Source organism: Ruegeria sp. C5, from assembly GCF_056537605.1.
The window spans coordinates 862419-889071 of sequence record NZ_JBQFRX010000001.1 but is presented as its reverse complement, the minus strand read 5'-3'; the positions used below and the strand labels follow the sequence as shown (position 1 = coordinate 889071).

At 58.4% G+C, this 26653-nt stretch carries 31 protein-coding genes; 22 read left to right on the top strand and 9 right to left on the bottom strand.

The genetic code is table 11. The annotated features are described in order from the left end of the window. Positions 1–160 precede the first annotated feature (160 nt). On the top strand, positions 161–1285 hold the full coding sequence (locus ACR0AW_RS04505; RefSeq protein ID WP_170422244.1) for a porin: 1125 nt from the start codon (positions 161–163) through the stop codon (positions 1283–1285). Between the two features lie 184 nt (positions 1286–1469). Beyond that, entirely contained in the window at positions 1470–2801 is a 1332-nt protein-coding gene (tig, locus tag ACR0AW_RS04500; RefSeq protein WP_170396960.1) for a trigger factor, read from the top strand. 95 nt (positions 2802–2896) lie between these two features. Here tig and ACR0AW_RS04495 read toward each other — a convergent pair whose 3' ends face one another. The 6 genes from ACR0AW_RS04495 to rpsF all read right to left on the bottom strand — a co-directional run bounded on the left by ACR0AW_RS04495 (position 2897) and on the right by rpsF (position 6731). Then, positions 2897–3751 (bottom strand): acyl-homoserine-lactone synthase, encoded by an 855-nt coding sequence (locus ACR0AW_RS04495; RefSeq protein WP_170396444.1) that lies wholly within the window; start codon positions 3749–3751, stop codon positions 2897–2899. A gap of 119 nt (positions 3752–3870) precedes the next feature. Continuing rightward, positions 3871–4572: an autoinducer binding domain-containing protein gene (locus ACR0AW_RS04490; RefSeq protein ID WP_170396446.1), complete on the bottom strand. Its 702-nt coding sequence runs from the start codon at positions 4570–4572 to the stop codon at positions 3871–3873. A 278-nt stretch (positions 4573–4850) separates the two neighbouring features. Beyond that, positions 4851–5336: a lytic transglycosylase domain-containing protein gene (locus tag ACR0AW_RS04485; RefSeq protein WP_170511990.1), complete on the bottom strand. Its 486-nt coding sequence runs from the start codon at positions 5334–5336 to the stop codon at positions 4851–4853. A gap of 153 nt (positions 5337–5489) precedes the next feature. Then, positions 5490–6110 carry a 50S ribosomal protein L9 gene (gene rplI, locus ACR0AW_RS04480; RefSeq protein WP_170733387.1) on the bottom strand — a complete coding sequence of 207 codons (621 nt, stop codon included), beginning with the start codon at positions 6108–6110 and terminating at the stop codon, positions 5490–5492. Between the two features lie 12 nt (positions 6111–6122). Beyond that, positions 6123–6350 (bottom strand): 30S ribosomal protein S18, encoded by a 228-nt coding sequence (rpsR, locus tag ACR0AW_RS04475; RefSeq protein WP_005608650.1) that lies wholly within the window; start codon positions 6348–6350, stop codon positions 6123–6125. A gap of 27 nt (positions 6351–6377) precedes the next feature. After that, positions 6378–6731 (bottom strand): 30S ribosomal protein S6, encoded by a 354-nt coding sequence (gene rpsF, locus ACR0AW_RS04470; RefSeq protein ID WP_068332653.1) that lies wholly within the window; start codon positions 6729–6731, stop codon positions 6378–6380. Positions 6732–7009: 278 nt separating this feature from the next. On the opposite strand from rpsF, the gene ACR0AW_RS04465 reads away from it, so the two are divergent. Further along, positions 7010–7519, top strand: coding sequence for a hypothetical protein (locus tag ACR0AW_RS04465; protein WP_255612061.1), 510 nt, complete (start codon positions 7010–7012; stop codon positions 7517–7519). 126 nt (positions 7520–7645) lie between these two features. Continuing rightward, positions 7646–8218, top strand: coding sequence for a YceI family protein (locus tag ACR0AW_RS04460; protein ID WP_170646377.1), 573 nt, complete (start codon positions 7646–7648; stop codon positions 8216–8218). Between the two features lie 53 nt (positions 8219–8271). Here ACR0AW_RS04460 and ACR0AW_RS04455 read toward each other — a convergent pair whose 3' ends face one another. Next, on the bottom strand, positions 8272–9501 hold the full coding sequence (locus ACR0AW_RS04455) for a cytochrome b/b6 domain-containing protein (RefSeq protein WP_170733386.1): 1230 nt from the start codon (positions 9499–9501) through the stop codon (positions 8272–8274). Positions 9502–9673: 172 nt separating this feature from the next. Between ACR0AW_RS04455 and fabD the strand changes: the two genes are divergently transcribed. The 7 genes from fabD to mltG all read left to right on the top strand — a co-directional run bounded on the left by fabD (position 9674) and on the right by mltG (position 16012). Then, complete coding sequence (gene fabD / locus ACR0AW_RS04450; RefSeq protein ID WP_170733385.1) at positions 9674–10612, top strand: ACP S-malonyltransferase; 939 nt, start codon at positions 9674–9676, stop codon at positions 10610–10612. A gap of 44 nt (positions 10613–10656) precedes the next feature. Beyond that, on the top strand, positions 10657–11394 hold the full coding sequence (gene fabG, locus ACR0AW_RS04445) for a 3-oxoacyl-[acyl-carrier-protein] reductase (protein WP_170396459.1): 738 nt from the start codon (positions 10657–10659) through the stop codon (positions 11392–11394). Positions 11395–11604: 210 nt separating this feature from the next. After that, positions 11605–11838, top strand: coding sequence for an acyl carrier protein (locus tag ACR0AW_RS04440; RefSeq protein ID WP_008756330.1), 234 nt, complete (start codon positions 11605–11607; stop codon positions 11836–11838). A 140-nt stretch (positions 11839–11978) separates the two neighbouring features. Continuing rightward, complete coding sequence (locus ACR0AW_RS04435; protein ID WP_170403143.1) at positions 11979–12518, top strand: GNAT family N-acetyltransferase; 540 nt, start codon at positions 11979–11981, stop codon at positions 12516–12518. Between the two features lie 123 nt (positions 12519–12641). After that, positions 12642–13385, top strand: a complete 744-nt coding sequence (locus ACR0AW_RS04430) for a 1-(5-phosphoribosyl)-5-[(5-phosphoribosylamino)methylideneamino]imidazole-4-carboxamide isomerase (RefSeq protein WP_170396463.1) — start codon at positions 12642–12644, stop codon at positions 13383–13385. Between the two features lie 203 nt (positions 13386–13588). Next, the gene (gene fabF / locus ACR0AW_RS04425) at positions 13589–14854 is read left to right on the top strand and encodes a beta-ketoacyl-ACP synthase II (RefSeq protein WP_170403139.1); all 1266 of its coding nucleotides are present in this window, start codon (positions 13589–13591) and stop codon (positions 14852–14854) included. Beyond that, the gene (mltG, locus tag ACR0AW_RS04420) at positions 14855–16012 is read left to right on the top strand and encodes an endolytic transglycosylase MltG (protein WP_170733384.1); all 1158 of its coding nucleotides are present in this window, start codon (positions 14855–14857) and stop codon (positions 16010–16012) included. A gap of 113 nt (positions 16013–16125) precedes the next feature. Here mltG and ACR0AW_RS04415 read toward each other — a convergent pair whose 3' ends face one another. Then, positions 16126–17385 carry a DEAD/DEAH box helicase gene (locus ACR0AW_RS04415; RefSeq protein ID WP_170733383.1) on the bottom strand — a complete coding sequence of 420 codons (1260 nt, stop codon included), beginning with the start codon at positions 17383–17385 and terminating at the stop codon, positions 16126–16128. A gap of 325 nt (positions 17386–17710) precedes the next feature. Between ACR0AW_RS04415 and ACR0AW_RS04410 the strand changes: the two genes are divergently transcribed. The 3 genes from ACR0AW_RS04410 to ACR0AW_RS04400 all read left to right on the top strand — a co-directional run bounded on the left by ACR0AW_RS04410 (position 17711) and on the right by ACR0AW_RS04400 (position 20402). Continuing rightward, the gene (locus ACR0AW_RS04410; protein ID WP_170733382.1) at positions 17711–18598 is read left to right on the top strand and encodes a DMT family transporter; all 888 of its coding nucleotides are present in this window, start codon (positions 17711–17713) and stop codon (positions 18596–18598) included. A 180-nt stretch (positions 18599–18778) separates the two neighbouring features. Continuing rightward, positions 18779–19123 carry a hypothetical protein gene (locus ACR0AW_RS04405; RefSeq protein WP_170733381.1) on the top strand — a complete coding sequence of 115 codons (345 nt, stop codon included), beginning with the start codon at positions 18779–18781 and terminating at the stop codon, positions 19121–19123. Further along, complete coding sequence (locus ACR0AW_RS04400) at positions 19032–20402, top strand: DNA-packaging protein (protein ID WP_480438664.1); 1371 nt, start codon at positions 19032–19034, stop codon at positions 20400–20402. The genes ACR0AW_RS04405 and ACR0AW_RS04400 overlap by 92 nt, the downstream gene beginning before the upstream one ends. Positions 20403–20434: 32 nt before the next feature. On the opposite strand, the gene ACR0AW_RS04395 is transcribed toward ACR0AW_RS04400, so the two are convergent. Further along, positions 20435–20686, bottom strand: coding sequence for a hypothetical protein (locus ACR0AW_RS04395; RefSeq protein ID WP_170733380.1), 252 nt, complete (start codon positions 20684–20686; stop codon positions 20435–20437). A 362-nt stretch (positions 20687–21048) separates the two neighbouring features. Here ACR0AW_RS04395 and ACR0AW_RS04390 point away from each other — a divergent pair, with 362 nt between their 5' ends. The 8 genes from ACR0AW_RS04390 to ACR0AW_RS04355 all read left to right on the top strand — a co-directional run bounded on the left by ACR0AW_RS04390 (position 21049) and on the right by ACR0AW_RS04355 (position 26648). Next, on the top strand, positions 21049–21852 hold the full coding sequence (locus ACR0AW_RS04390; protein WP_170733379.1) for a methyltransferase domain-containing protein: 804 nt from the start codon (positions 21049–21051) through the stop codon (positions 21850–21852). Between the two features lie 120 nt (positions 21853–21972). Continuing rightward, positions 21973–23133, top strand: coding sequence for a phage portal protein (locus tag ACR0AW_RS04385; protein ID WP_170733378.1), 1161 nt, complete (start codon positions 21973–21975; stop codon positions 23131–23133). Further along, on the top strand, positions 23126–23344 hold the full coding sequence (locus ACR0AW_RS04380; RefSeq protein WP_170733377.1) for a GTA head formation protein, RCAP_rcc01685 family: 219 nt from the start codon (positions 23126–23128) through the stop codon (positions 23342–23344). The genes ACR0AW_RS04385 and ACR0AW_RS04380 overlap by 8 nt, the downstream gene beginning before the upstream one ends. Positions 23345–23370: 26 nt before the next feature. After that, positions 23371–23916, top strand: coding sequence for an HK97 family phage prohead protease (locus ACR0AW_RS04375; RefSeq protein ID WP_480438661.1), 546 nt, complete (start codon positions 23371–23373; stop codon positions 23914–23916). Between the two features lie 36 nt (positions 23917–23952). Next, the gene (locus ACR0AW_RS04370) at positions 23953–25131 is read left to right on the top strand and encodes a phage major capsid protein (RefSeq protein ID WP_170733376.1); all 1179 of its coding nucleotides are present in this window, start codon (positions 23953–23955) and stop codon (positions 25129–25131) included. A gap of 172 nt (positions 25132–25303) precedes the next feature. Then, the gene (locus ACR0AW_RS04365; RefSeq protein ID WP_170733375.1) at positions 25304–25903 is read left to right on the top strand and encodes a head-tail connector protein; all 600 of its coding nucleotides are present in this window, start codon (positions 25304–25306) and stop codon (positions 25901–25903) included. Next, a complete protein-coding gene (locus tag ACR0AW_RS04360) occupies positions 25900–26238 on the top strand; it encodes a phage head closure protein (protein ID WP_170733374.1) in 339 nt (112 codons plus the stop codon). Before ACR0AW_RS04365 ends, ACR0AW_RS04360 begins: the two co-directional genes overlap by 4 nt. Then, entirely contained in the window at positions 26235–26648 is a 414-nt protein-coding gene (locus ACR0AW_RS04355; RefSeq protein WP_170663689.1) for a DUF3168 domain-containing protein, read from the top strand. Before ACR0AW_RS04360 ends, ACR0AW_RS04355 begins: the two co-directional genes overlap by 4 nt. The last annotated feature ends 5 nt before the right edge of the window (positions 26649–26653 follow it).

Below are 26653 nucleotides of genomic sequence, written 5' to 3'. Positions count from 1 at the left end.
CAAAATATTGATTATAAAACGCTTTCCCTGAAGGTCCCCGCTTCCGCCTGTGGCAGAAATGCAATGCCGGGCTAATAAGCTTTAGCAATCATTGGAACCGTTAATCCAGGTGCGCATATCGGCAATATCTAAAAAAACTGACCCATCAATGGTGAATGACATGACAGTGAATTTTAAGCTGACTTCGATAGCCGCGGCGCTTGTCGCAACAACGGCAATCCCCGCCGCCGCCGAACTGAAATACGAAAACAACACGGGCGGTTATGTCCTGCTTTATGGTCAGTTGCACCCGGCCTTAATCTCGGTTGACGACGGTGAAGAGACCGAAACGCGCGTTCTGGACAATGACCTGTCAAACAGCCGCGTCGGTTTGGAACTGTTGCAGCCCTTCGGCAACAACGATTTCACCTTCCGTTTTGAAACCGGGCTTGGTCTGCCGAGCTCGAGCGAGTGGAACCAGCTGGGCACAGATTTCAGCGGCTGGACCCGTGAAGATATCCGTCACGTGGATTTCGCACTTGCCGGTGACTGGGGTAAATTCTCGGCCGGTCAGGGCAGCATGGTGGCCGATGGCGCTGCCGAAGTGGATCTGTCTTACGTTGGAACTGCGCTGTATTCCTTTACCAACGATGAAAATGGCGGGTTCTTCTATCGCGGTACTGACGGTTTGCTGAGCGACATCACCGTTGGCGATTCCAGCAGCAACTTTGACGGTGCGCGCCGTGGCCGCGTTCGGTATGACACGCCGGAGTTCAGCGGTTTTAAGGCCGGCATCGCCTATGGTCAGAACATTCTGTCCAGCAGCGATGACGATGACTATTACGATATCGGCCTTCGCTATAACAACACCTTCGGCGGCGGGGTTGAATTTGCAGCGGCGGTTGCATACTCGGTGCGTTCGGCTGACGATGGATCGGGGGACCGCAAGGATACGATCGGGTCGGCCTCGGTTATGCTGCAAAACGGCCTGAGCTTCACCGTAGCCGCCGGTACGCGGGACAATGACGCGGATGGTGCGTCTGACCCGAACTACTTCTACGGCAAGATTGCCTATGAGGATCAGTGGGTATCCTGGGGTAAAACCGGTATCGGGATCGACTATTACTCGGGCTCGGACTTCGTAAATGACGGTTCCAGCACCGATGCTTGGGGAATCGCTGTTGTTCAGCGTATCGACAGCATCAATACAGATGCATATCTGAAATACCGCAATCACGATTTCGAAGATGGCGCTTCGTTCGACAACAACGAGGCGTGGGTGCTGGGGGCCCGCTGGAGGTTCTGAATTCTCAGCTTTCGATGATCGAACGCTCCGGCCTGTGCCGGGGCGTTTTTTCGTCTGTAATAGGGGTAAAACCAGCCTGAAAGGGCCTTTGCCTCTTGCACGCAGGCGGCTGTGCAAATAGAAGGCGTCAAATTTGCCCGGCGCGCCCGTTTTGCGCGCCCCGAATCCTATGGGGACTACCAAAATGCAGGTTACCGAGACGCTGAACGAAGGTCTGAAGCGCGGCTACAACATCGTTGTGACCGCAGCCGAGCTGGACGACAAGGTCAACGAGAAACTGACCGAAGCGCAGCCCGAGGTTGAAATGAAGGGTTTCCGCAAAGGCAAGGTGCCGATGGCTCTGCTGAAAAAGCAGTTCGGCCAGCGCTTGCTTGGCGAAGCGATGCAAGAAACCATCGACGGTGCGATGAACAAGCACTTTGAGGACAGCGGCGAACGTCCTGCGTTGCAGCCCGAGGTCAAGATGACCAACGAGGACTGGAAAGAAGGCGACGACGTAGAAGTTGCGATGTCCTACGAAGCGCTGCCTGAGATTCCGGAAGTTGACCTGAAATCGGTTGAACTGGAGAAGCTGGTTGTCAAAGCGGACGACGCAGCCGTGGAAGAAGCGCTGAACAACCTGGCCGAGACCGCGCAGAACTTCAAAGCGCGCCGTAAGGGTTCGAAAGCCAAGGACGGTGACCAGATCGTGTTCGACTTTGTTGGTAAGGTTGACGGCGAAGAGTTCGAAGGCGGTTCGGCTGAAGATTACCCGCTGGTTCTGGGCTCGAACAGCTTCATCCCCGGCTTTGAAGAGCAGTTGGTCGGTGTGAAGGCCGAGGAAGAAAAAGACGTCAACGTCACCTTCCCCGAAGAATACGGTGCTGAGCATCTGGCCGGCAAAGACGCCGTTTTCACCTGCACCATCAAAGAGGTGAAAGAGCCGGTCGCGGCTGAGGTCGACGACGAGTTGGCCAAGAAATTTGGTGCCGAAGATCTGGCTGGGTTGAAGGCACAGATCGCCGAGCGTCTGGAAGCCGAATATGCTGGTGCGTCCCGTGCAGTTATGAAGCGCGCTTTGTTGGACGTGCTGGACGAGAAAGTCTCGTTCGACCTGCCGCCGTCACTGGTAGAAGCCGAAGCCAAGCAGATCGCACACCAGCTGTGGCACGAGGAAAACCCTGACGTTGAAGGTCACGATCACGATCCGATCGAACCAACCGACGAGCATAACAAGCTTGCCGAACGCCGCGTGCGTCTAGGCCTGCTGCTTGCCGAACTGGGCCAGAAGGCCGAGGTTGAGGTGACCGACTCGGAAATGACACAGGCGATCATGAACCAGGCGCGTCAGTACCCGGGCCAGGAGCGCCAGTTCTTTGAATTTGTGCAGCAGAACGCCCAAATGCAGCAGCAGCTGCGTGCGCCTATCTTTGAAGACAAGGTTGTCGACTACGTCTTCGAACTGGCTCAGGTTGCGGACAAAGAAGTCAGCAAGGACGATCTGCAAAAAGCCGTTGAGGCACTGGAAGAGGAATAATCCTCTTCCTTCCCCCATTAGGGGTCAAAAAAAAGCGGAGCCGTCTCGAATTAGACGGCTCCGCATGGGTGGCTTTGTACTATGAGGTGAGGGGGTCAGGCCTCATGAGCAAAAGCACGGGGGGTCTGTAACAGAGCGGTCTTCTGCTCTGGGGTGAATGTGTCGGACAGCGCTTCGATCAGTTTCAGCACTGCCTGCCTTTCTTCTTCCGTCTTGGCCGCACTCATCTGTTCGACAAAGTACTTCTCAAGATCGGTGAGCGGCTTGTGGTCGCGATTTGCCGGGCTGAGTTTGGCGGCCTTTTTGGCCTCGAAGAACTCCAACGCCTTTTCTTCTTCGATAAAGACATCGTGGTGAATGTCTGCGAATTCGCGAAGACCCGAAATCCTTTCTTCTGTGCAATCCAGCAACGCCGCCATGGCCGGTACCTTGCCCATCGGAACGGTTTCGCCCACATAGTCGTAAGGCGCACAGTTCGAGCGTTTGAGAACGCGGTTCATAACCGGGTCAATCACGGTGATGATGTCCTGGATACCCGCGCTGCGGCAGTATTCCAGAGATCCGATCATCAGCTCACAGGTCGCGTAAGAAACCGAGTTCTTCTCTTTTCCTCGGGTCAGTCGCTGCGTGTCGACGCAGAAGCGGGTGGATTCCCACATGGTCGCGCTGCGCATTGGCGCTTCGCCGCATAAGATATCCGAGAACACATCTGAAAGCATGTGCGGGCCGGTTGTCTGGAGTGCACGTACTGCGGCTACGACGTTCCCCTCATCGTCGAGACCAATTACGTATGCAGGATCCAGATGATCGAACTGATCGATTTCTTTGCCGTCTTCGATGTGGACGTCCCATCCAAGTCGCCCGCCAAAAACCCGAGCGCGCAGTTCGAACATATCGTCAAGAACTTCGGTGAACAGATGTCTGTTCAACCCATCAACTACCAAAATCATGTTAACCCCCTTCGAGTGATCTGTCTGTGGATAAGACGTTACCCGGTTTCCACAGCGAATCTATTGGGGGTTTCCCGTAATATTGGCTTTTTTTAGCCCAATTTCGGCAAAATTTGGCTTTATCCTGGGTAGATTAAGCCGATTCCGATGGCCCGACCGACAGCCTGCGGAGTCGTCAGTGCATTAAGCTTTTCGCGAGAAGAGCGCAAGTGCACCTCAACCGTGCGGTGCGAAATCGACAGTATATCGCCGATATCTTGTTGCGATTTACCCGCTGCGGCCCATTGCAAAATCTCCAATTCTCGGCTGGAGAGGGTCGGGTGGTACAGCATCCGGCTGATCGTATCCGATGTCATGACATTGTCATGGATGTGTACGGCCAATGATTGCAGGTCACTTATCACGTTGGGCACCAGTTTCTTCCACTCATCCCGGCTGCACTCGCGCACTGCGCTAAGCAAGCCGATATCTCCGTACGGCCCGCGAACCGGAATCGTAATGCCTTGATCTGGAATGCCAAAATCATGCGCATCGCGAAAAACGCGCTGGAAATCTTTACCGCGTTCCAGACGGCTCCAGTCGACCGGAGCGATACTGCGCTGGCTCATGTGCAGCGTCGGATCGATCAGGTGCAGGCCTTGCTCTTGATAGTGGGTTTTCCAGTCGTCCCCATAGGTCACATGGCCGTGAATCGTACCTGCAGCAGGATTCATACCCGCATAGGCTGCGTGGTCCATTTCATATTTGTCACAGACCTGACGCAGGAACTCGTCATACCGAGTATCCTGTTCGGGAAGAGTGCTGAGATCAACAATATCCATACGGTAACGACCAGTTAGACCCGAGTGAGCGGGCGGATCCCCTTGGCCAGGAAAATGATACTGTCTTCCCTGACGTCAAGCAGGACACCACATTTCGCTTGTCAAGACAAGAAGATGTGGGAAATGTCTGCCTTTTATAGGTAAATGTGCCTTTCGGGCACACAATTACGCACCTTTAAAAGATTTAACGTCAGAGTTGTGCAGTAGGTCATGGGATTCGCCGTGGCATTTCGAAGGTTATGTATGTGCATTACAATCGAAATGCGAATTAAACATGCCTATTCTGTGGCAGAAACCAGACCCGTCTCGACGAGCATGCCTCTGGCCTTTGCTTCGGGCCAATATCCTTTGGCATAAAGAAAGATGGCACGTTGTTGATCTCCATCAGACAAAAGCCAGGCGCCTCGCAGGTATTTTCCGGCGAACTCCAGATTGGTATCGGCGTCCAGCAGGCCTTCGGCATTTCCAGTATAACCCATTGATCGCGCAGTGGCCGGGAGGATTTGCAGAAGCCCATAATAGGGCCGGTTCACCGCCCACGGTCGATGTGTACTTTCACGGATGGCCAGCTTGTGCACCAACTCCCGCGGGAGCTCGTAGTGGTCAGCCCATTTATTGATCGAGGCGCGAAGCTCGGGTGTTTCATTGGGGTAGAGGGGGGGATCGAACGTATCGCCGGAACCTGAGCTGCCAGGACTGCCACAAGCTGCAAGCGGTGCCATAAGCAACAAGGTTAAGACGCGGCGACGAAGGAGGGGGGTCATCAAAATACTCCTGATTGCGAATGGCGATGATATGAAACCCTCGCCGGTCTGCAAGGCCAGGCGAACAATCGGGCCGAATTTTGCTTGCGATGTAACAAAAAGAAAAAGGGCCGCGTAAAAGCGCGGCCCTTTGATATTGGATATGCAGCCAGATCAGGCTTTTGCTTCGTCTGCTTCGACCGGAGCTTCTTCGGCAACCAGATCTTCGTCTTCCGAAGCGGCAGAGCCTATGTCGTCGAACAGTTCGGCGATTTCGAATTCGGCAGCGGCTTCTTCTTCAGCAGCCAATTCCTGGATCGATTTGCCCGATGCCTGCAGTTCGGCTTCTTCTTCCGAACGTGCGACGTTCATCTTGATCTCGACTTCTACCTCGGGGTGCAGGTTGACTGCGACCGAGTGCAGACCCAGTTCCTTAATCGGAGCGATCAGGGCAATCTGTTTCTTGTCGACGGTGAAACCAGCTTCGGTTGCAGCGTCTGCGGCGTCACGCGGGGTGACCGAACCGTACAGAGCGCCGGCATCCGATGCCGAGCGAATCACGATGAACTGCTGACCGTCCAGCTTTTCAGCCAGCGCTTCAGCTTCTTTCTTGGTTTCCAGGTTGCGTGCCTCAAGTTGGGCTTTCTGGGCTTCGAACGACGCGATGTTGGCGTTCGATGCGCTCAGCGCTTTGCCTTGGGGCAGCAGGAAGTTGCGGGCGTAGCCGGGCTTGACGTCAACGACGTCGCCCATCTGACCCAGTTTCGCAACGCGTTCCAGAAGGATAACTTGCATGTCAGTCTCTCCTTACTTCACGGCGTAGGGCAGCAGGGCGAGGAAGCGGGCGCGCTTGATAGCACGGGCCAGTTCACGCTGCTTTTTCGCCGAAACGGCGGTAATGCGCGAAGGTACGATCTTGCCACGCTCAGAGATGTAGCGCTGCAGCAGACGAGTGTCTTTGTAGTCGATTTTCGGCGCGTTCTCACCCGAGAACGGGCAGACCTTGCGGCGGCGGAAAAATGGTTTTGCGGCCATGGTTTATGTCCTTTCGTCAGGCGTTGATCAGCGGCGCTCGCGGCGGCCTTCGCGCTCATCGCGCTTCTGCATCTGGACCGAGGGGCCCTCGGCATGCTCGTCGACCTTGATGGTCAGAACGCGCATCACGTCATCATGCAGGCGCATCAGGCGTTCCATTTCCTGAACCGCACCCGAAGGGGCATCGGTTTTCAGGAAGGCATAGTGGCCTTTGCGGTTCTTGTTGATCTTGTAAGCCATCGTCTTGACGCCCCAGTACTCGCTTTCGACGACGTTGCCGCCGTTGTCAGCCAGAACGGTGCCGAAATGTTCGACAAGGCTTTCTGCCTGCGCGTTGGACAAATCCTGACGCGCGATCATTACATGCTCATACAGTGGCATGTGCACTCCTGTTTATATCAAGGCGCATTTCAAAGGCGGGGCCATATGGTCCTTCGCGACCCTGCCACGAGAGGCTGCGCGATTCATAACTCCTGCGAAGGATGGCCCCGTATACACGTTTGAGCGGGCGGGGCAAGCCCTGCCACATATGCCTTTGTGAAGTCGCCCTATTTCCACTGGTGCGCCCAATTCCTGACGCTTTTCGCCCCGAGGTTGTTCATGAAGCCGGGAGAACCCGGTAGATTGGAAAACATAGACAGGGCAAGACAATGGCCGTCATGAACACAAACACTTTTGAACAATCGGCACCTGCCGCGGTATTTGATAAATCCGTCCCCGTGCTGATTACGTTTGCGCCGAATTGGCGGGCTCGGATGTTTCTTCTGCGTGCCGTTGGTGTCTTTCTGATTGTGTCGGCCTTTTCGATGTGGTTGATGCCGGGTTCGGTTATGGGGGCCGAGGTTTGGCCTATCAAGTTAGTCGCTTCGCTGATGTTCTTGATTGTTGGCGTCAGCCTGCTGACCATCGAGGTGATGGATGCGCGCCCAGACGCCTACTTTGACCCAATCCGCCGCGAGGTTCGCATTCTTCAGAAAAACGAAAACGGTCGGCCGCAAACGGTATTGCGCCGCAGCTACGACTCGCTGGGTGGCGCGCGTTTCGCTGACGACCAGGTCGAACTGTACGATGTAGACGGAAGCCTGCTGATGAAGCTGCCACTGGAATCGGCGGATGTTGGCTCAGCGCTCAAAGGTCAACTCAGCCAAAACGTAACAATTTTCGCCTGACTTTTATTCTGTTCAAAAAGGAACAGAAGTTGTGAATCAAAAAAACTTGTGTGCTGCCCTTGGGCAGCACATTTTTGTTATCGAGCAACCCATTCGGTTTGCATTCACAAATTTGCGGAGATTGTCATGAAATCCACCCTTCTTGCTGCTGCTTTGGCCGTATCAGCGACCTCGGCGTTTGCCAGCGCCGAGAAATACGTTCTGGACCCCAGCCACAGCCAGGTCATCTTCAGCTATAACCACCTTGGCTTTTCGACTACCACGGGCATGTTTTCGGGCTTTGAGGGCGAAATCATGTTTGATCAGGAAGACCCGGCAGCATCGAGCGTGACTGTTTCGATGCCGGTCGTTGAGATGATCACCGGTTGGAAGCCGCGCGAAGATCACTTCATGACCGAAGATTTCTTTGGCGCAGCCGAAGGTGATCTGGTGACCTTCACTTCAACTGGTATTGAGGTCACTGGCGAAAACACAGCCAACATCACCGGTGATCTGACCATGAATGGTGTCACCAAATCCGTGGTTCTGGATGCCAAGCTTAACCAGGTGGGTGAGCACCCGATGGCGGGCAAGCCATGGGCCGGATTTGACGCCACCACAACGCTGGTGCGCAGCGATTTTGATTTGGGCCAATTCGCTCCATTCGTGGGTGACGAGGTCGAGGTCAATATTTCGATCGAGGCGCAGAAGGCCGACTAATCCCTTCATGATCCCAAAAAGAAACCGTCGGGGTTATGCGCCCCGGCGGTTTTTTATTTGTTGTCGCGTTCTGCCGTCAATTCGACTGCCACGATAACCGTGAACCCCAACGAATCTTCGGTGGGTTGCGATGTTCCAACGTCGAAATCCATTCGGTTGAGTTCCAGATTCCCCGACATCGTCGCTGCATCGTCGGCCAGTTCCAGCGTAAATGGCAGGACGACATCGATAGATTTGTCCCGGATTGTCAGAGGTCCTCGCGCCTCATAACCCGCATCCGTTTTGAACAGGTCGGCCTTAAATTGGGCCGTAGGAAACTGCGCACTGTCAAAGAAATCCGCACCCATCGCTTGGTCGGTGACTGTGCCGAGGCTGAGTGAACCAATGGCAATCGTTACATCGACGGAACCGGCCAACCCGGGCTCGGCGGGATCCTCAAACGCTATCGCTGCAGTCCAGTCTGCAAACTCGCCGCTTACGGGACTGCCCAGTTGCGAGATAGTAATCGACAGGGATCCGTCTTCGACCTCCCATTCCGATTGAACTTGCGCAAGTTCGGCCGTGTCTTCGGATGCTTTGGACTGGTCGTCAAAGACACCGGTGGACCAACCTCCGACCAGCACCGCGCCCCAGATTGCCAAGGCGGCGAAGGCGGGAACAATGGAATGGTGCTGCGCCGGGGGTTCCGGCGCGTCCGATTGGCCGGGCAGCATACGGCGCAGGGTGCTGTCTTTGTCCACGACATGGTGTTTCAGCGCGCCCGCTATGTGCAGCACGAGTGCCACACCCAGGGCCCAGACGAACAGCCAATGCAGGCTGGCGCTGATGTCGGCAAGGAAAGCTGACTTCGGAATAAGCGGCAGGTTCTGACCAAGGGGCCATAGGATCGGCGCGAAGCCGTCGGTGGCGGCGTGGTGGATCCAGCCGCTGAGCGGAGCCAGTACAAGCGAGCCGTACAGCAGCCAGTGCACAGTTTCGGCGGCGAAGGCCTCGGGTTTGTTTTCAGCGTTCAGCAAGCCCGGCTTCGTCTGGGTAACAGCCCAAAGGATTCGGGCCAGTGCGACGAAGAACACGGTAACACCAATGGTTTTGTGCAGTGAAAACAGCTGGGCGGCGCGGGCGATGTCATCCTCGGTCGTGGGAATGCTCGGATCGTAAATCGCATGGGCCAATTGGTTCGCGAACCAGCCCAGCGGCAGAGCCGTCAGGATCAGTAGTGCGGTCAGCCAGTGAAATGCTTTGGTTACACCACCATAGCTGGACCGGGTGTTGGTAAGGGGCATCGATTGGCTCTCCGAGTTTCTGAATTGAGGGTAAGTTAAATGGATGCCGTGTGGACACAAGACAGAGAAATGCACAGTAAAGGTGTCCTGATGCAGAACGCATGCAATGCTTGTGCCGCGCCGATTGTCAGTTTAAACCCCGCCGAAATCTGACGTCACGCAAGAGGCACCAATGACACGCGCGTTTGTTTTCCCCGGGCAGGGCGCCCAGACCATCGGAATGGGCAAGGCCTTGGCTGAGGCATATCCAGCCGCCCGCGCCGTTTTCGATGAGGTCGATGAGGCCTTGGGCGAAAAACTGAGCGATCTAATCTGGGACGGCGATATCGCAGAGCTGACCCTGACTCAGAATGCACAGCCCGCGCTGATGGCAACCTCGATGGCCGCAATGCGCGCACTTGAGGCCGAAGGCGTTTTGATTTCAATGGCATCTTATGTGGCGGGTCACTCGCTGGGTGAATACTCGGCGCTGGCTGCGGCCGGAGCCTTGACGGTTGCCGATACTGCCCGCCTGCTGCGGACGCGCGGGCAGGCGATGCAAAGTGCAGTGCCGGTGGGCGAGGGCGCAATGGCCGCCATTCTGGGGCTCGATCTTGAAGCGGTGCGCGCCGTTGCGGAAGAGGCCGCGCAAGATGAGGTCTGTCAGGCTGCCAATGACAATGACCCAACCCAAGTAGTCGTTTCTGGTTCAAAAGCCGCTGTTGAGCGCGCAGCCGAGATCGCCAAGGAAAAAGGTGCCAAGCGTGCAATTATGTTGCCGGTAAGTGCTCCATTTCACTGTGCGCTGATGCAGCCTGCGGCAGATGTAATGGCAGAGGCATTGGCTTCGGTTGAAATCAAAGCGCCTGCCGTGCCTTTGGTTGCGAATGTTCGCGCCGAAGCTGTGGCTGATCCAGATATGATCCGTCAGTTGCTGGTGGAACAGGTCACCGGCTCGGTTCGGTGGCGTGAGAGCGTACAGTACATGGTCGCGCAGGGTGTGACCGAAGCGTGGGAGATCGGCGCGGGCAAAGCTCTGTCGGGAATGATCCGCAAGATCGATCGAGCATTGGCGTGCACAGCGGTCGGGACGCCTGAAGATGTACAAAAAGCCGTTAACCCCGGCGCATGAACAAGGGACAGCCGCCGGATTCGGCGGCCAGAGAGGAAACATAGATGTTTGATTTGACAGGTAAGAATGCGCTAATCACCGGTGCTTCGGGTGGTATTGGCGGCGATATCGCCCGCGCGCTTTACGACGCTGGTGCAACTGTTGGCCTTTCCGGAACGCGCGTGGAGCCTCTGCAAGCTCTGGCCGACAGCCTTGGCGATCGTGCGCATGTCTTGCCGTGTAACCTGAGCGATCCCGAAGCCGTCGAGGCCCTGCCGAAACAAGCGGCTGAGGCGATGGGCTCGGTTGATATTCTGGTGAACAACGCAGGCATCACACGCGACAACCTGTTCATGCGCATGTCGGATGAAGAATGGCAGAGCGTGATCGACGTGAACATGACCGCAACGATGAAGCTGTGCAAAGGCGTGATCAGGGGCATGATGAAGGCGCGCTGGGGGCGGATCGTCAATGTCTCGTCCGTTGTGGCTGCGATCGGAAACCCAGGGCAGGCGAACTATGCTGCCTCCAAGGCCGGCATGATCGGCTTTTCCAAGGCGCTGGCGCATGAGGTTGCGACCCGTGGCATTACCGTTAATGCGGTTGCGCCGGGCTTTATCACCACCGCGATGACCGAGAAGCTGACGGATGAGCAAAAGAAGGGTCTGCTGCTCAAGGTTCCGGCCGGTCGTATGGGTGATCCGCAGGAAATCGCAGCCGCTGTGCTGTATCTGGCAAGCCCTGAAGCAGGTTATGTTACCGGAAGCACCTTGCATGTGAATGGCGGTATGGCCATGTTGTAATCGCAATTCAGGGTGGGCGCGAAAGCGTTTGCCTTGTGCGTTGTCTGTGCTATAGGCGGCGCATATGCGCAGGAACCGGTCCAAGGGCCGGTTCTCTGATTTCCCGGGGACCCGGGACCCAAACCGCCCGGAAAGGGCAAAACAAGTCCACCCCGAACGGGCAAGGGCAGAACCGGGCGGACAGCCCTGAAATTGAAATGAGGAATAGACATGAGCGACGTCGCAGATCGCGTAAAGAAGATCGTTGTTGAGCACCTGGGTGTTGAAGAGGACAAGGTTGCGGAAAACGCCTCGTTCATCGACGATCTGGGCGCAGACAGCCTGGACACCGTTGAGCTGGTAATGGCGTTCGAAGAAGAGTTCGGCATCGAGATTCCGGACGACGCAGCCGAGACCATCCAGACCTTTGGCGACGCGGTCAAATTCATCAGCGAAGCTTCCTAAGCTGACCTGACTGAGGCAAAAACGGCGCTTCCGGGCAACGGAAGCGCCGTTTTTTTTGCTCTGCCACATTTCGCGCTTGCTTTGAGGCGTTGAGGCTCCGCACTCTGACACCTGAGGCAAGTTTCTGAGCGGGCAAGGGCATGATAAGATCCACCCCGATGATCAACACGGCGCGTCTGACCTTGTGTGCAATGCGGCCCGAGGATTTCAACCGGTTCGCCGAAATCTGGCGCGACCCCGAAGTTGTACGCCATATCGGAGGCACCCCGAAAACGCGCGGCGAGGCGTGGGATTCTTTCCTGCGCAACGCTGGACATTGGCAGATGACCGGGTTCGGTCAATGGGGTGTGATGCTGCAGTCGAATCGTACTCTGATCGGGCAAGCCGGGTTCTTCTATGGCAACCGGTCTCTGGGCGATGATTTTGATGGTTTTCCCGAAGCCGGCTGGGTTCTGGCCCCGGACATGCAGGGGCAAGGATACGGGTGTGAGGCCGCGCAGGCGGCGCACGACTGGTTCGACCGGATCATTCCGGGCCCGTTGGTTGCGCTGATCGACGCGGACCATGCAGCCTCACAGCGATTGGCTGAAAAGCTGGGCTACAAGCTGTTGCGCGAAGCTGAATACCGCGACACCCCCGTTCATCTGTTTCGCCGTGACGGACCTCCGACACGGGTGTGAAGCGCATTGGGCAGTGCGATGCCGCAAAATGGACGAGCTTTGCCGATCTTGTGAAATAAAGCGGCAAACTGAGACTCTATGCTATCGTGGAATTACGGAATGATTCAGCGGAGGATATGAATCATGATGATTTACCCCACGATGGAGTTGCAGAACGGTCGGTGCGTTACGCTGGACAAGGGGCGTCTGGATGAAGCGATGATCTGGCATGTAGATCCGGTCGAGACCGCGCGCGGCTGGTCTGCGGCTGGAGCGGAATGGATGCAGCTTACGGATTTTGACGCGATCGAAGGCCGGGATACCAATTCCGAGCTGATCGAAGAAATCATTCGCTCCTCTGAAATGTCAGTACAGTTGGCAGGGGGGATGCGGACCCGCGAGCATGTTGAACATTGGATCAACAAAGGGGCTGGCCGAATCGTGATTGGCACACTTGCGGCTTGGGACCCACAGTTGGTTAAGGAATTGGCTAAGCTTTATCCCGATCAGATCGTGTTGGCGGTCGATGTTTGGCAAGGGCAAGTGATGACCGAAGGTTGGCGTAGCCAAAGTGCGTTTACCCCGGAAGCCTTCATCGAAGCTTTCGCGGATACGCCTCTTGCTGCCATTCTGGTGACCGATATCGATAGCGATATGGAAGACGTCGAGGCGCAGCTGGGTCTGATTTCAGGACTGGCCGAAAAATCGCGTACACCGATCATAGCCAGCGGTGTCGTACGTACCAGCGACGATATCTCTCGTCTCGCCTATATCTCGAATATTTCGGGTGCGATCGTTGGCCGGGCACTGTTCCGCAAGTCCGTCGATCTGTCCGAAGCATTGGAAGTCGCCCAATCGGCACACGAGCCAGTCGCCGAGTTCCAGTAAACTTCAGTACCAGACGACCCGCCTTTCCCGTTGAAGGAAGGGCGGGTTTTTGCCTTTCAGGCATCGTTCAACTGAATTGACAGAGGATTTGAACAGGTTACGGCACAAGGATGCCGGTTCAGAATATGCCGTTGCTCTTGCCCCCGCACCCCGGGCCGGGGTATGAGCGGTTCTCATAACAGGAAGCAGGCAAGAGGCACTTCATGCGCAGAGTCGTTGTAACCGGTCTTGGATTGGTCACTCCTTTGGCCAGTGGGGTCGAGGAAACATGGTCACGGCTGCTGGATGGAGAATCCGGCGCAGGACCAATCACGCAGTTTGATGCCGAGGCAAGCGGGGTCACCACGACCTATGCCTGCGAAGTGCCGCGCGGAGATGGCACCAACGGGACGTTTAATCCTGACGATTGGATGCCGCCGAAAGAACAGCGCAAGATTGAAGATTTCATCCTATATTCCATCGCTGCAGCCGAGATGGCTTGCAAGGATGCCAATTGGCTGCCCGAAGACGAAGAAGACCGCCTGCGCACGGGCGTTCTGATTGGGTCCGGTATCGGTGGGCTGGGATCAATTGCCAACACGGCCAACCTGATCCGCGACAAAGGTCCCCGTAGGGTTTCTCCGTTCTTTATCCCGGGCGCGCTGATCAATCTGGCCTCGGGGCAGGTTTCGATCCGTCATGGGTTCAAGGGGCCGAACCACTCGGTCGTGACTGCTTGCTCGACCGGTGCTCATGCGATCGGTGATGCCAGCCGCATCATCCGCGCCGGGGATGCAGACGTGATGATCGCAGGCGGCGGCGAGGGCTGTATTTGCGAAATCGGTATCGCCGGCTTCAACGCCTGCAAGGCGCTGTCGACCAAATACGCCGATGATCCGAAGAAAGCGAGCCGCCCCTATGACATCGACCGCGACGGTTTCGTCATGGGCGAAGGTGCAGGCATTGTAGTTCTTGAGGATTACGAACACGCCAAAGCGCGCGGTGCCAAGATTTATGCCGAGGTTCTGGGCTATGGGATGTCGGGTGACGCTTATCACATCACCGCGCCGTCCGAGGATGGCGACGGGGCCGAACGCTCGATGAAAGCAGCGCTGCGTAGTGCGGGGCTTGAGCCGAAGGATCTGGATTACATCAACGCGCATGGCACCTCGACCATGGCGGATACAATTGAACTGGGTGCAGTTGAGCGCCTGCTGGGGGATCACGCCAGCAACGCGACGATGACATCGACCAAATCGGCCACTGGTCACCTGCTGGGCGCTGCTGGCGCGATTGAGGCGATCTTTTCGATCCTTGCGATCCGCGATCAGGTTGCACCGCCGACCATCAACCTGGACAACCCTGCGGTGGAGACTCCGATCGACTTGGCACCGAATGCAAAACGAGAGCGTGAGATCAACGTGGCCTTGTCAAATTCGTTCGGCTTCGGCGGCACCAATGCAAGTGTGATCTTCGGAAAGGTCAACTAAATGTGGCGAGCGCTCGCTTCGAACGCGTTGACAATACTGATCGTTGGGCTGTTCCTGATGGGCGGTGTCGTCCTGTGGGGGCAGTCGCAATACAAGTCAGAAGGACCGCTGGAAACCGCGATCTGCCTGCAGGTAAAGCCGGGCTCCAACATGACACGGGTCAGCCGCGACCTCGAGGATCAAGGTGCGATCAGCAGCGGGTTGATTTTCCGCTTAGCTGCTGATTACACAGACAAATCTCAGCAGCTGAAAGCGGGTAGCTTTCTGGTTCGCGAAGGCGCGTCGATGGAGCAAATCGTCGACGACATAACTCATAGCGGCGCCAGCACTTGCGGGACCGAGATCGAATACCGCATTGGTGTGACCCGTATGCAGACCCGCGTGCGGGAACTGAACCCGGCGACTCTGGATTTTGATGAGGTGGCTTCCTTTGTGATCGGCGAAGAGGACGCCCCGGAAGTTTATGCAGAAAAACGCGGTGAGGCGGATACGCGTTATCGCATCTCGTTAGCTGAAGGCGTTACCAGTTGGCAGATTGTCGAGTCGCTAAAGGCGATGGATTTGCTAACCGGTGAAGTAGCCGATTTGCCCGCTGAAGGGATGTTGGCCCCTGACAGTTATGAGGTCAGACCCGGTGAAGATCGGAATGCAATTCTTGCTGAAATGCAGGAAAAACAACAGCTTAGAATCAACGCAGCGTGGGAGGGGCGTCAGGATGGTTTACCTCTGAACAGCCCCGAAGAGATGCTGATTTTGGCTTCGATCATCGAAAAAGAAACAGGTCAGCCGGAAGAGCGTGGCCAGGTAGCCAGCGTTTTCGTTAACCGTCTGAACCAAGGTATGAGGCTGCAGACAGACCCGACGGTGATCTATGGTGTAACCAAAGGGCAGGGTACTTTGGGTCGCGGTTTGCGGCAAAGCGAACTGCGCCGTGCGACGCCTTGGAACACCTATGTTATCGAAGGGCTGCCACCCACCCCGATTGCCAATCCGGGTCTCGCGAGCCTTGAGGCTGCGGTGGCACCTGACAACACGGATTTCATCTTCTTTGTTGCGGACGGAACCGGTGGTCATGCCTTTGCCGAGACCCTGCAAGAGCACAATCGCAACGTCGCAAAGTGGCGTGAGATCGAGGCCGAGCGGAATTCCGGGAACTGATTCAATCGTCCGTGTTGTACAGGTTTGAAACGGCACTTTGTCCGACTTGTACAACACGAAGCTCTGACCCCGATAAAGCAACGGCCCGATCAATCGACCGGGCCGTTTCTTATTCAGGCCGCTTTCGCGCGACGCGGTCGGCGGCGTTTCTGACCGCCCGGTTTGGGCGCACCAGAGTGCTGAGGTTTCGGGCCGCGACGGCGGTTGCTTGGGCGGCGCGGGGTTTTCTTTGGTGAGATTGCTTCAGGCATCTCACCGCTGGCGACCAGGATTTCGATCTTCATCAGCTTCTGAATCTGACGCAGCAGGTCGACCTCTTCCGCCGAGCAGAAGGCAATAGCCTCGCCCTCGCGGCCTGCGCGAGCGGTGCGGCCGATGCGGTGGACATAGTTGTCCGGTACCTCGGGCAGGTCGTAGTTGATCACATAGGCCACGCCCGGAATATCGATGCCGCGCGCGGCGACGTCGGTAGCGACGAGGACGTTCACCTCACCCGCGCGGAAGGCCTTGATGGCGCGGTCGCGCTGGCCCTGGCTTTTGTTGCCGTGGATGGAAGCAGCGTTGAACCCATCCGCGACCAGCCCCTTCATCAGCTTTTCGGCCCCGTGTTTGGTGCGGGAGAAGACCAACGTCAGCGCGTCCATGTCAGCCGAGAGGATCTCGCGCAGTTTGGCGGGTTTTGCAGGCTTTTCAACAAAGTGGATCGACTGCGTGATCTTGTCGGCTGCTTTGCCGGGGGGCGAGACCTGCACCCGTTGCGGGTTGGTCAAATAGGCACGGCTGAGCTCTTCCATTTGCTTCGGCATGGTGGCCGAGAACAGCATGGTTTGGCGCGGCGTGCCCAGTTCCGGCGCGATCCGACGCAGGGCATGGATGAAGCCCATATCGAGCATCTGGTCAGCCTCGTCCAGCACGAGGTGCTTGACTGAACCCAGATTAACCGCACCGCGATCCATCAGGTCGATCAGGCGACCGGGGGTGGCGACAAGAATGTCGGTGCCGCGCGCCAGAAACATGATCTGCTTGTTGATCGACTGACCGCCAACCACGGTCGCGACGCGGATCTTGGTTTTCTTGGTCAAGTTGCGAAGGCTGTCGGCGATCTGGTTGACCAACTCGCGGGTGGGCGCAAGGATCAGCGCCTTGGCGGTTTTGGGATCGGGCTTGCCGGGCTGGGCCAGCAGATGGTCGATCAGCGGCAGGCCAAAGGCCAATGTCTTACCTGTACCGGTCTGGGCGAGGCCAAGGATATCGTGACCATTCAGGGCCAGCGGGATCGCCTGGTTCTGGATCGGGGTCGGTTGAGTGAAGTTGGCGCGTTTGAGCGCATCATTTAGAGCGGGCGCAAGGCCCAGCATATCGAAGTCGAACAAATAACTATCCTTTACAGCCCGAGGCAAAGGTCCACGGGCAAGTCGTGATGGGCCGCTTCCGCGACCGGCAGGGGTTGTGCGAAACCTCAGGACGTGCAGGCGTTCCCTGCAGCATCTGGTTGTCGCGTCAAGAACCCTGCGTGATGGGGAACTATGGGTGAATCGGGCGCTGTTGGGGGCGGTGTCGCCCACGTGCTCACGCGGTAGCGCTGTTTGAGGGGCACATGCGCCTTGCGGTCGCGATTGTCAAGCGCCGTGTCGGCCATAAGCTTGCGCGGGTTGCGCGTTTGCCAGATACGGTTCGGAAGGTTTTATGAGTCGGGTCATGACATTCAGAGCTTTACACGGAGCGGATTTGAGGACCGCCAGCGTCGCCCTTGTCATCGGCGGGATGATGTGGGGGCTGTACTGGATTCCGGTTCGCTACTTTGTCGACCAAGGACTGGATGGCCCATGGCCCGGTATTGTGATGTACACCTCGGCGTTGATCGTACTGACGCCTTTCCTGATGCGCGAACGGCAAGCGCTTTTGAAAGACTGGCGCGGGCTGATCTTCAGCGGGATGTTCACCGGTGCTGCGTTCAGCTTGTTTACCATCAGTCTGGTTTACACAGATGTCGTCCGGTCAATCCTGCTGTTCTATCTGACACCGGTCTGGGGAACGATCCTTGGAATGGTGTTTCTGGGTGAACGTCTTGGCCCGGCGCGCGTGCTGGGCTTACTCTGCGGTCTGGGTGGCATGTTCATCGTGCTTGGCGGAGAACAGGGGTTTCCCTGGCCGCGCAATACTGGAGACTGGCTGGCCCTGATCTCGGGGATCACTTGGGCGATGGGATCGCTGGGGCTTTATCGGACGTCCGGTATCTCTGTTCCGGGGCAGGTTTTTGCCTTTATTTCAGGCGCTTTGGTTTTGTCTCTGCTGAGCCTTCCATTCGGCGGCGGTTTGGCGTCATCAGAGGCAGTCGGCGAGATGGTTATACGAATCGGCCCGGTCGCGTTGCTGTCGGTCCTGTACACCTTGCCGATGTTTTTTCTGACGATTTGGCCCGCAACCAAGCTGACCCCGGCACGCGTTGGTCTACTGCTGATGAGCGAAGTTGTGGTGGGCCTGATCTCGGCGGCGTTCTTCTCGGGCGAGCCGTTTGGGATGAGAGAAGCATTGGGTGCGGCTTTGATCGTAAGCGCTGCGTTTCTTGAGGTCATGCGGGGCTGATCGTTAACGGATCGGACGCCGGGTGTTGCGTCCGCGTTGCGTAACGCATTGACTTTGCGCGCTTTTCTTGGTATGAATTGTGTCATGCTAGAAGAGGTGGGCAACGGCCCCGGGGCGACCCGGCGGTCGTTTTTCGTTTCTCTCGTGCGGAAAAACTCACGCATGAGGTCACAGGCAAACATGACTTTGATTACCCCGGAAGAGCGGATTTCTCAGACGGCTGATTTATTGCGGTCGCTTGAGCGATCCATTCGCGATCTGCGCCAAGCGGCGGAAGAACTGCGAAAACAGATCGGTGCCGGGGAGGATGCAGACCTTGCCGGAACAGGCAAGCAACTGGGTCAGCTAGAGGGGCTGATCCGCAGTTGCCAGAAAGTGGAGACAAGCTTTGTCGAACAACATCACAGACAAGCCGGAATTGCCCAAGGGGGCTATGCGCTCGACCTTGATCGGGCACGATCTGAGATCGGGTGCAGGCTGGCTCGCCTCCGCGCCTGCTGCGGTGCAGGACAGATTTCTGAGTGAGATCGGGGAGGGGGGGCTGTGTGCCCTCCCTTTCCTGTTCGAGTTCTGGGCGCTGCCGCATCAGCTGCCGCCTGAGGGGGACTGGCGGTCATGGGTGATCATGGGCGGGCGTGGGGCCGGTAAGACGCGGGCGGGGGCCGAATGGGTGCGGTCGGTGGTCGAGGGGTCTTTGCCGTTGGAGAAGGGTGAGGCCAGTCGCGTGGCTCTGGTCGGTGAGACCTTCGATCAGGTGCGCGATGTGATGATCTTTGGTGATAGTGGGATCTTGCAGTGTTCACCGCCGGATCGGCGGCCTGTTTGGAAGGCGTCCGAACGCAAGCTGGTTTGGCCTAACGGGGCCGAGGCGCAGGCGTTTTCGGCACATGATCCCGAGGGGTTGCGCGGGCCGCAATTCGATGCGGCCTGGGTGGATGAGCTGGCCAAGTGGAAGAAGGCTGGAGAGACCTGGGATATGTTGCAATTTGCACTGCGTTTGGGGGATCGGCCTCGGGTCTGTGTGACGACGACGCCGCGCAATGTGAAGGTTTTGAAGAATTTGCTGGCGTCGCCGTCGACCGTGCAGACCCATGCGCCGACCGAGGCGAACCGGGCCAATCTGGCAGAGTCCTTCTTGGACGAGGTGCGCGCGCGTTATGCAGGTACGCGGCTGGGGCGGCAGGAGTTGGACGGTGTGTTGCTGTCGGATGCCGAAGGGGCGCTGTGGACCGGCTCGATGCTGGAGGCGGCGCGCTGTGCGCAGGTGCCCGCATTGGACCGGGTTGTCGTGGCGCTGGACCCGGCGGTGACGACGGGGTCGGATGCGGATGCCTGCGGGATCGTGGTCGTTGGTGCTCAGCTACAGGGGCCACCCGAGGACTGGCGGGCCTATGTACTGGCTGACCGGACGGTGCAGGGCGTTGGCCCGGCTGGCTGGGCGCAGGCGGCGATTGACGCGATGGATGAGTTCGGGGCCGAACGGCTGGTGGCCGAGGTCAATCAGGGCGGGCAGTTGGTGGATGAGGTCGTGCGGCAGGTGGACCCTCTGGTCCCTTATCGCGCGGTGAGGGCCACACGCGGCAAGGTCGCGCGGGCCGAGCCTGTGGCTGCATTGTACGAACAGGGGCGGGTGGCCCATGTGGCCGGGTTGGATGCGCTGGAGGAGCAGATGTGCCAGATGACCGCGCGCGGGTTCGAAGGGCAGGGCTCGCCCGACCGGGTTGATGCTTTGGTCTGGGCGCTGCATGAGTTGGTTGTGGGGCCTGCGGGGGCGTATCGGCGGCCGAGGGTGCGGAGTTTGTGAGGACCATTAGGGTTGATAGACCGCTGGCGCGATCAGGTTCTGGACGTTGGTTGGTTTTGACTCCAACTATCCTCGTATTCGCCGAGCAAACGAGACAGGGCCAGAAGCGACGAAAACAACCTTTCGTAGACATCCGGTGACATCATTGTTTTGTAGTCATCAAGCAGCTGTACAAGAACGACTACATTGGAGGCAAACACCTCGTAGACGTGTTTGTCGGCAGCAGTAGGTTCACTATTGTGCGCATCGGGGTGTCCGGTCGGCGCAGGTTCGTTTTCAGTCATCGGGTGGCCTCTTCTATTTGAAGCACACTTGGGGGCATGTGAAACGCAGACAATTGCCGTGGCACGAAATCACAAGAACTTGGCGGCGATTGCGAAGGAATTGGGTTATACGTCGAGTGTGCCGCGACTCTTGCGATAGAATATGCTGGATGGGGCTTGCCCGACCGGCTCGACGCGATGGTCTGGTCGGTGCGTGAGGTATGGCGGGTTTGCGGGGGCGTTTCGGCTGCCGAGTGCGCAGAGTCTGTAGAGCGATCCGAGCAACGAAGGGCCAAACGGTCGCTGACCTCGTTTCGAATCGAGAGAAAGTGTAAGCTCGCAGCTGTCGGGGAATTTTTTGAAAACTGACCCGGAGTGACACTATGGATCATTCAGCTTCGCAAGAGGAATTGGACGCGGGGCGCAGCTATGAGGACCTTTTTGTTCCAGCGCTGTTTGCGCCATGGCCCCCACATTTGGTGAAGTGCGCCAAAGTTCAAACTGGACAATCAGTTCTGGATGTTGCTTGCGGCAGCGGCGTTTTGGCGCGTTATATCCTATCGGTGGTCGGCGATTCAGGCCATGTGACCGGGCTTGACCCCGCGCCCGGAATGATCGCGGCTGCGCGTGAGGTTGAGCCACGCATTGACTGGGTTTTGGCCGGTGCGGAGGATACTGGATTAGACAACGAGGCTTATGATGCCGTGCTTTCACAGTTCGGGATGATGTTTTTTCGGGACCGTGATGCGGCAGCGCAGGAAATGCATCGCGTCCTCAGGCCGGGCGGCGCGCTGGCCGTAGCGGTCTGGAACGACTTGGATCACAATCCGGCCTATCACGCCATTATCAAGTTCTTGGAGACCGAGATCAGCACCGCGGCGGGGAATGCACTGAGATTGCCATATTCACTTGGGAATCCTGCTGAGGTTGTTTCAATCTATGAAAAGGCTGGATTTTTGGACATTGAGGTGGTGACCGACACTGAACCGGCACGTTTTCCAAATGCCCGGACGATGGTTGAGGCTGATTTGCGCGGCTGGCTTCCACTTTTTGACATTCATCTGAGCGAAGAGAAAATCGCGAGTGTCTTAGCCTGTGCTGACGATGCGCTAGAAACGTTCCGCACTGCCGATGGTGAGGTCGTATTTCAGGCATCAGCCTATATTGTGAGTGGCAGGAAGCCCTGAGTTGTTGGTGACGCCCTCGCGTTGCCCACCCCCCGTACGCCCCATTCCCAAGCTTTAAACTTCTTTCCACCATAACTCCTTCCAACAAGCCGGGCAGAGCGGCGGCAGAAAGGAGCACAGATGGTATTCGATTTCTTGCGTCGTGGATCGGCTGAGGCAGCGACCGAGGCGAAGGCGAGCGCGGCGGGACCTGTGGTGGCGTGGCAGACGGGCGGGCGCGTGGCGTGGAGCCCTCGGGATGCGGTGTCGCTGACGCGGACGGGGTTTTCGGGGAACCCGGTGGGGTTTCGATCCGTCAAGCTGATTGCCGAGGCGGCGGCGGCCTTGCCGCTGGTGCTTCAGGATCAGGTGCAGCGGTTTGATACCCATCCGATCCTGTCGCTGATGCGCCGTCCGAATGCGGCGCAGGGGCGGGCTGAGTTGATGGAGGCCTTGTTCGGGCAGTTGCTGCTGTCGGGCAATGCTTATGTCGAGGCCGTGCGGGCCGAGGAAGGCCTGCCGGTTGAGCTGCATGTCTTGCGCTCGGATCGGATGAGAGTGGTGCCGGGGGCCGATGGCTGGCCCAAGGCGTATGATTACGCGGTGGGTGGTAAGAAGCACCGGTTCGCGGCGGAAAACATCTGTCATATCAAATCGTTCCACCCTCAGGACGATCACTACGGGTTTTCGCCGATGCAGGCGGCGGCGATGGCGATTGATGTGCATAACAGCGCGTCTCGGTGGTCTAAATCGTTGTTGGATAATGCGGCGCGGCCTTCGGGGGCGCTGGTGTGGAAGGGCGATGGCCATGGGGTGATGGCCGAAGATCAGTTCCGGCGTCTGTCCGATGAGATCGAGCAGAACTATCGCGGGGCGCGCAATGCGGGCCGCCCGATGGTTCTGGAAGGGGGGCTGGATTGGAAGCCGATGGGGTTCTCTCCGTCCGATATGGAGTTTCAAAAGACCAAGGAAGCCGCCGCCCGCGAGATCGCGCTGGCCTTTGGGGTCCCGCCGATGCTGCTGGGGATCCAGGGCGACGCGACCTATTCGAACTATCAGGAGGCCAACCGGGCGTTCTATCGCCTGACCGTGCTGCCCCTGGTGACGCGGGTGGCGGCGGCGGTGTCGGAATGGCTGGCGGGCTTTACCGGTGAGGATCTGGTGCTGAAACCCGATCTGGATCAGGTACCCGCGCTGTCGGCGGAACGGGATGCGCAATGGGCGCGGGTGAGCGGGGCCGAATTCCTGAGCAATGCTGAGAAACGTGCGTTGCTGGGGCTGCCGGAGCGTGGCGATGGGTGACGGGTATCCTCCGTTCGACTGCGCGCCGGGCCTGCGCCTGGCCGCGCATGAGCGGGTGACCGAGATCCAGCATGCGCACCTGTGCAGGCGGTTGGATCAGATTGAAGAGATGATGGAGCGGCTGGAGAAGCGGTTATGGCTGACAGTGTACGGCGTGGCTGCGGTGATTTTGGCGCAGGCGTTTCAGTCATTCCTTGCGGTAACGCCATAATGTCAGCGGGCTACATGGAGAAGTTCATGGATTTGGAACATAAATTCGCGCGGTTTGGGGACGGCTTGTCGGTGACCGAGGACGCTGTGATCGAGGGCTACGCCAGCCTGTTCGGGCAGGTCGATCAGGGCAGCGACGTGGTGCAGCGCGGGGCGTATCGCGGCTCGCTTGACGGGCTGGCCAAAGCGGGTCAGCGGGTCAAGATGCTGTGGCAGCACGACCCGGCGCAGCCCATCGGTGTTTGGGACGACGTGCGCGAGGATGACAAGGGCCTTTGGGTCAAGGGACGTTTGCTGGAGAGCACGCAGAAAGGCCGTGAGGCGGCCGAGTTGATCCGGGCGGGGGCGATGGACGGCCTGTCGATTGGCTATCGCACCAAACGGGCTGTGAAAAATGACAAGGGCCAGCGTGTCCTGACCGAACTGGAGCTGTGGGAGGTGTCTTTGGTGACCTTCCCGATGCTGCCCAGTGCGCGGGTGGCAGCGAAGGGTTTTGAGCCTGACGTTGAAAACACCTGGCGCAGTATTGCCGAGGTGTTCAACGACGCTCGGCAGGAGCTGGCGCGGACCTAGCGCGCCTCAATACCCACCCAAAAACAGGACATGCTGATGAGCAAGACCGAGACCCCGGCCTTGACCGGAGAGGGTGCGCCCCTGGTTCAGGAGGTGAAGCAGGCGATGGCTGGCTTCGTGAATGAATTCAAGGGCCTGAAGGCTGAAGTTAAAACCAAACTGCAACAGACAGAAGAGCGACTGACCATGCTGGATCGTAAATCAACCATCGCGGCGCGTCCGCATCTTGCGGCCTCGATCGAGGACGGTGCCCCGCATCAAAAGGCATTCGACGCCTATGTGCGTTCGGGCGAGGATGACGGGCTGCGCGGGCTGGAGATTGAGGCCAAGTCGCTTTCGACGGCAGTCAACAGCGATGGTGGCTATCTGGTCGATCCGCAGACGGCTGAGATGATCAAGTCGGTGTTGAATTCGACTGCTTCGATCCGTTCGATTGCGTCGGTGGTGAATGTCGAGGCGAACTCGTTCGACGTGCTGATCGATCACACAGATGTGGGCGCGGGTTGGGCGGATGAGAATTCGGCCACGGCTGAGACGTCGACTCCGTCGATTGATCGGATTTCGATCCCGCTGCACGAGCTGAGTGCTTTGCCCAAGGCGTCGCAGCGTCTGTTGGATGACAGTGCGTTTGACGTCGAAGGCTGGCTTGCCGGTCGTATCGCTGACAAGTTTGCGCGGGCCGAGGCGGCGGCGTTCATCATTGGCGATGGTGTGGACAAGCCCAAGGGCATCCTGACCCACCGCACGATGGAGAACGGCAGCTGGGGCTGGGACAGCCTGGGTTATGTCGCGTCGGGCATTGATGGCGGCGTTGATGCGGATGCCATTGTGGACGTGGTCTACGCGCTGGGCGCGCAGTACCGGGTGAACGGCACATTCGTGATGAACTCAAAAACCGCGGGTCTGATCCGCAAGCTTAAGGACAGCGATGGCCGCTTCCTATGGTCGGATGGTCTGGCGGCGGGTGAGCCTGCGCGTCTGATGGGTTATCCGGTACTGATCGCCGAGGACATGCCGGATGCGGCGACCGACAGCTACTCGATTGCTTTTGGTGACTTCCAGTCGGGCTACACCATTGCCGAGCGTCCTGATCTGCGCGTGCTGCGCGACCCGTTCAGCGCCAAACCGCATGTCCTGTTCTACGCGACCAAGCGCGTTGGCGGCGACGTGAGCGATTTTGCTGCGATCAAGCTGGTGAAATTCGGCACCGCCTAATGCGGGCTGAATCCGGGGGGCTTTATGGCCCCTCGGGCGGCGGGCGCGGGCCGGGGTGAGATCCCCCGCGTTGTCTAGCTGCTCCCCTCCGTCCGAGCAACGTGGGGCGGCGCGTGCCCGTCATTTTCCAAGAAAGCGGCCCCGGAGGGGTCCGAGATTGCGGAGTGAATGGATGATGTTGATCGAAGAAACCGCCATCGCGGATGCGGCGCTGCCGGTGGATCTGTTCAAGGCGCATCTGCGACTGGGCACGGGGTTTGCCGAGGGCAATGTGCAGGACGAGGTGTTGAATGGATTTCTGCGCGCGGCCATTGCAGCGATTGAGGCGCGGACCGGTAAGGTGCTGATCGAACGAGATTTCTCGTGGAGCCTGAACGGGTGGCGCGATCCAGCAGGTGAAGTGCTGCCGGTGGCCCCGGTGGTCTCGGTCGCTGCTGTCACACTTACCGATGCGGCGGGGACCGAGACGGTTGTGGACGCCGAAGCTTACCGTTTGGAGCGCGACATGCAGCGCCCTCGGTTGCGTCCGGTTGGGGCCTGCTTGCCAAGGGTGCAGACCGGCAGCTCGGTGAAGATTGCCTTCACTGTCGGGATGGCAGCGGATTGGGGCGGGCTGCCCGCTGATCTGGGGCAAGCGGTGCTGCTGTTGGCGGCGCATTACTACGAATATCGCGATGAGACGGCGCTGGGTGCGGGCTGCATGCCGTTTGGTGTGACCAGTCTGATCCAGCGTTACCGCACGGTGCGCTTCGGCGCAGGGGTGACGCAATGAGCGCGCCGCGATTGAACCGCAAGCTGGTGCTGGAGGCTCCGGTGCGCAATGCGGATGGCGCGGGGGGATACACCGAGACCTGGGCCGCGCTGGGCTCGCTTTGGGCGGAAGTCACGGCGCGCAGTGGGGCGGAACGCGCTGTCGGTGGCGCTTCGGTGTCGCGGGTAGGGTACCGGATCGTCGTGCGGGGCGCGCCCGAGGGGTCCAAATTGCGGCCCACACCGGATCAGCGCTTTGTCGAAGGGACGCGCCGGTTTGTCATCCGCGCGGTGGCCGAGCGTGATGGGCGCGGCCAATATCTGACCTGTTTTGCAGATGAAGAGGTGGCGGCATGAGCTATGGCGTTGCAGCCGCTTTGCAGGCGGCGGTGTTTCAGCAGCTTTTGGGGGATGTGCAGGTAAGCGCCCTGTCAGGCGGTGCGATCTATGACGCGGTGCCATCGGGGGTGCTGCCTCAGACCTATGTGACGCTCGGGCCGGAGGAGGTGCGGGACGCCTCGGACCGGTCGGGGGCGGGCGCATTGCACCGGTTCACGGTTTCGGTGGTGTCCGAGGCGGCGGGCTTCAGTGCGGCCAAGACATTGGCGGGCGCGGTGTGTGACGCGCTGGAAGGTGCAGCGCTGAGCTTGGACCGGGGCCATCTGGTGGGGCTGTGGTTCGAACGCGCTAGCGCCCGGCGCACGGGAACTGGCGGCGCGATCCGCCAGATCGATCTGAGATTCCGCGCCCGCGTGGAAGACGACTAAGCAAT

Excerpts from the sequence above, each read along its gene's own strand:
- ACR0AW_RS04505 (WP_170422244.1), top strand. The coding sequence starts at position 161 with ATGACAGTGAATTTTAAGCTGACTTCGATAGCCGCGGCGCTTGTCGCA.
- tig (WP_170396960.1), top strand. The coding sequence starts at position 1,470 with ATGCAGGTTACCGAGACGCTGAACGAAGGTCTGAAGCGCGGCTACAAC.
- ACR0AW_RS04495 (WP_170396444.1), bottom strand. The coding sequence starts at position 3,751 with ATGATTTTGGTAGTTGATGGGTTGAACAGACATCTGTTCACCGAAGTT.
- ACR0AW_RS04490 (WP_170396446.1), bottom strand. The coding sequence starts at position 4,572 with ATGGATATTGTTGATCTCAGCACTCTTCCCGAACAGGATACTCGGTAT.
- ACR0AW_RS04485 (WP_170511990.1), bottom strand. The coding sequence starts at position 5,336 with ATGACCCCCCTCCTTCGTCGCCGCGTCTTAACCTTGTTGCTTATGGCA.
- rplI (WP_170733387.1), bottom strand. The coding sequence starts at position 6,110 with ATGCAAGTTATCCTTCTGGAACGCGTTGCGAAACTGGGTCAGATGGGC.
- rpsR (WP_005608650.1), bottom strand. The coding sequence starts at position 6,350 with ATGGCCGCAAAACCATTTTTCCGCCGCCGCAAGGTCTGCCCGTTCTCG.
- rpsF (WP_068332653.1), bottom strand. The coding sequence starts at position 6,731 with ATGCCACTGTATGAGCATGTAATGATCGCGCGTCAGGATTTGTCCAAC.
- ACR0AW_RS04465 (WP_255612061.1), top strand. The coding sequence starts at position 7,010 with ATGAACACAAACACTTTTGAACAATCGGCACCTGCCGCGGTATTTGAT.
- ACR0AW_RS04460 (WP_170646377.1), top strand. The coding sequence starts at position 7,646 with ATGAAATCCACCCTTCTTGCTGCTGCTTTGGCCGTATCAGCGACCTCG.
- ACR0AW_RS04455 (WP_170733386.1), bottom strand. The coding sequence starts at position 9,501 with ATGCCCCTTACCAACACCCGGTCCAGCTATGGTGGTGTAACCAAAGCA.
- fabD (WP_170733385.1), top strand. The coding sequence starts at position 9,674 with ATGACACGCGCGTTTGTTTTCCCCGGGCAGGGCGCCCAGACCATCGGA.
- fabG (WP_170396459.1), top strand. The coding sequence starts at position 10,657 with ATGTTTGATTTGACAGGTAAGAATGCGCTAATCACCGGTGCTTCGGGT.
- ACR0AW_RS04440 (WP_008756330.1), top strand. The coding sequence starts at position 11,605 with ATGAGCGACGTCGCAGATCGCGTAAAGAAGATCGTTGTTGAGCACCTG.
- ACR0AW_RS04435 (WP_170403143.1), top strand. The coding sequence starts at position 11,979 with ATGATAAGATCCACCCCGATGATCAACACGGCGCGTCTGACCTTGTGT.
- ACR0AW_RS04430 (WP_170396463.1), top strand. The coding sequence starts at position 12,642 with ATGATGATTTACCCCACGATGGAGTTGCAGAACGGTCGGTGCGTTACG.
- fabF (WP_170403139.1), top strand. The coding sequence starts at position 13,589 with ATGCGCAGAGTCGTTGTAACCGGTCTTGGATTGGTCACTCCTTTGGCC.
- mltG (WP_170733384.1), top strand. The coding sequence starts at position 14,855 with ATGTGGCGAGCGCTCGCTTCGAACGCGTTGACAATACTGATCGTTGGG.
- ACR0AW_RS04410 (WP_170733382.1), top strand. The coding sequence starts at position 17,711 with ATGACATTCAGAGCTTTACACGGAGCGGATTTGAGGACCGCCAGCGTC.
- ACR0AW_RS04405 (WP_170733381.1), top strand. The coding sequence starts at position 18,779 with ATGACTTTGATTACCCCGGAAGAGCGGATTTCTCAGACGGCTGATTTA.
- ACR0AW_RS04400 (WP_480438664.1), top strand. The coding sequence starts at position 19,032 with ATGCGCTCGACCTTGATCGGGCACGATCTGAGATCGGGTGCAGGCTGG.
- ACR0AW_RS04395 (WP_170733380.1), bottom strand. The coding sequence starts at position 20,686 with ATGACTGAAAACGAACCTGCGCCGACCGGACACCCCGATGCGCACAAT.
- ACR0AW_RS04390 (WP_170733379.1), top strand. The coding sequence starts at position 21,049 with ATGGATCATTCAGCTTCGCAAGAGGAATTGGACGCGGGGCGCAGCTAT.
- ACR0AW_RS04385 (WP_170733378.1), top strand. The coding sequence starts at position 21,973 with ATGGTATTCGATTTCTTGCGTCGTGGATCGGCTGAGGCAGCGACCGAG.
- ACR0AW_RS04380 (WP_170733377.1), top strand. The coding sequence starts at position 23,126 with ATGGGTGACGGGTATCCTCCGTTCGACTGCGCGCCGGGCCTGCGCCTG.
- ACR0AW_RS04375 (WP_480438661.1), top strand. The coding sequence starts at position 23,371 with ATGGATTTGGAACATAAATTCGCGCGGTTTGGGGACGGCTTGTCGGTG.
- ACR0AW_RS04370 (WP_170733376.1), top strand. The coding sequence starts at position 23,953 with ATGAGCAAGACCGAGACCCCGGCCTTGACCGGAGAGGGTGCGCCCCTG.
- ACR0AW_RS04365 (WP_170733375.1), top strand. The coding sequence starts at position 25,304 with ATGATGTTGATCGAAGAAACCGCCATCGCGGATGCGGCGCTGCCGGTG.
- ACR0AW_RS04360 (WP_170733374.1), top strand. The coding sequence starts at position 25,900 with ATGAGCGCGCCGCGATTGAACCGCAAGCTGGTGCTGGAGGCTCCGGTG.
- ACR0AW_RS04355 (WP_170663689.1), top strand. The coding sequence starts at position 26,235 with ATGAGCTATGGCGTTGCAGCCGCTTTGCAGGCGGCGGTGTTTCAGCAG.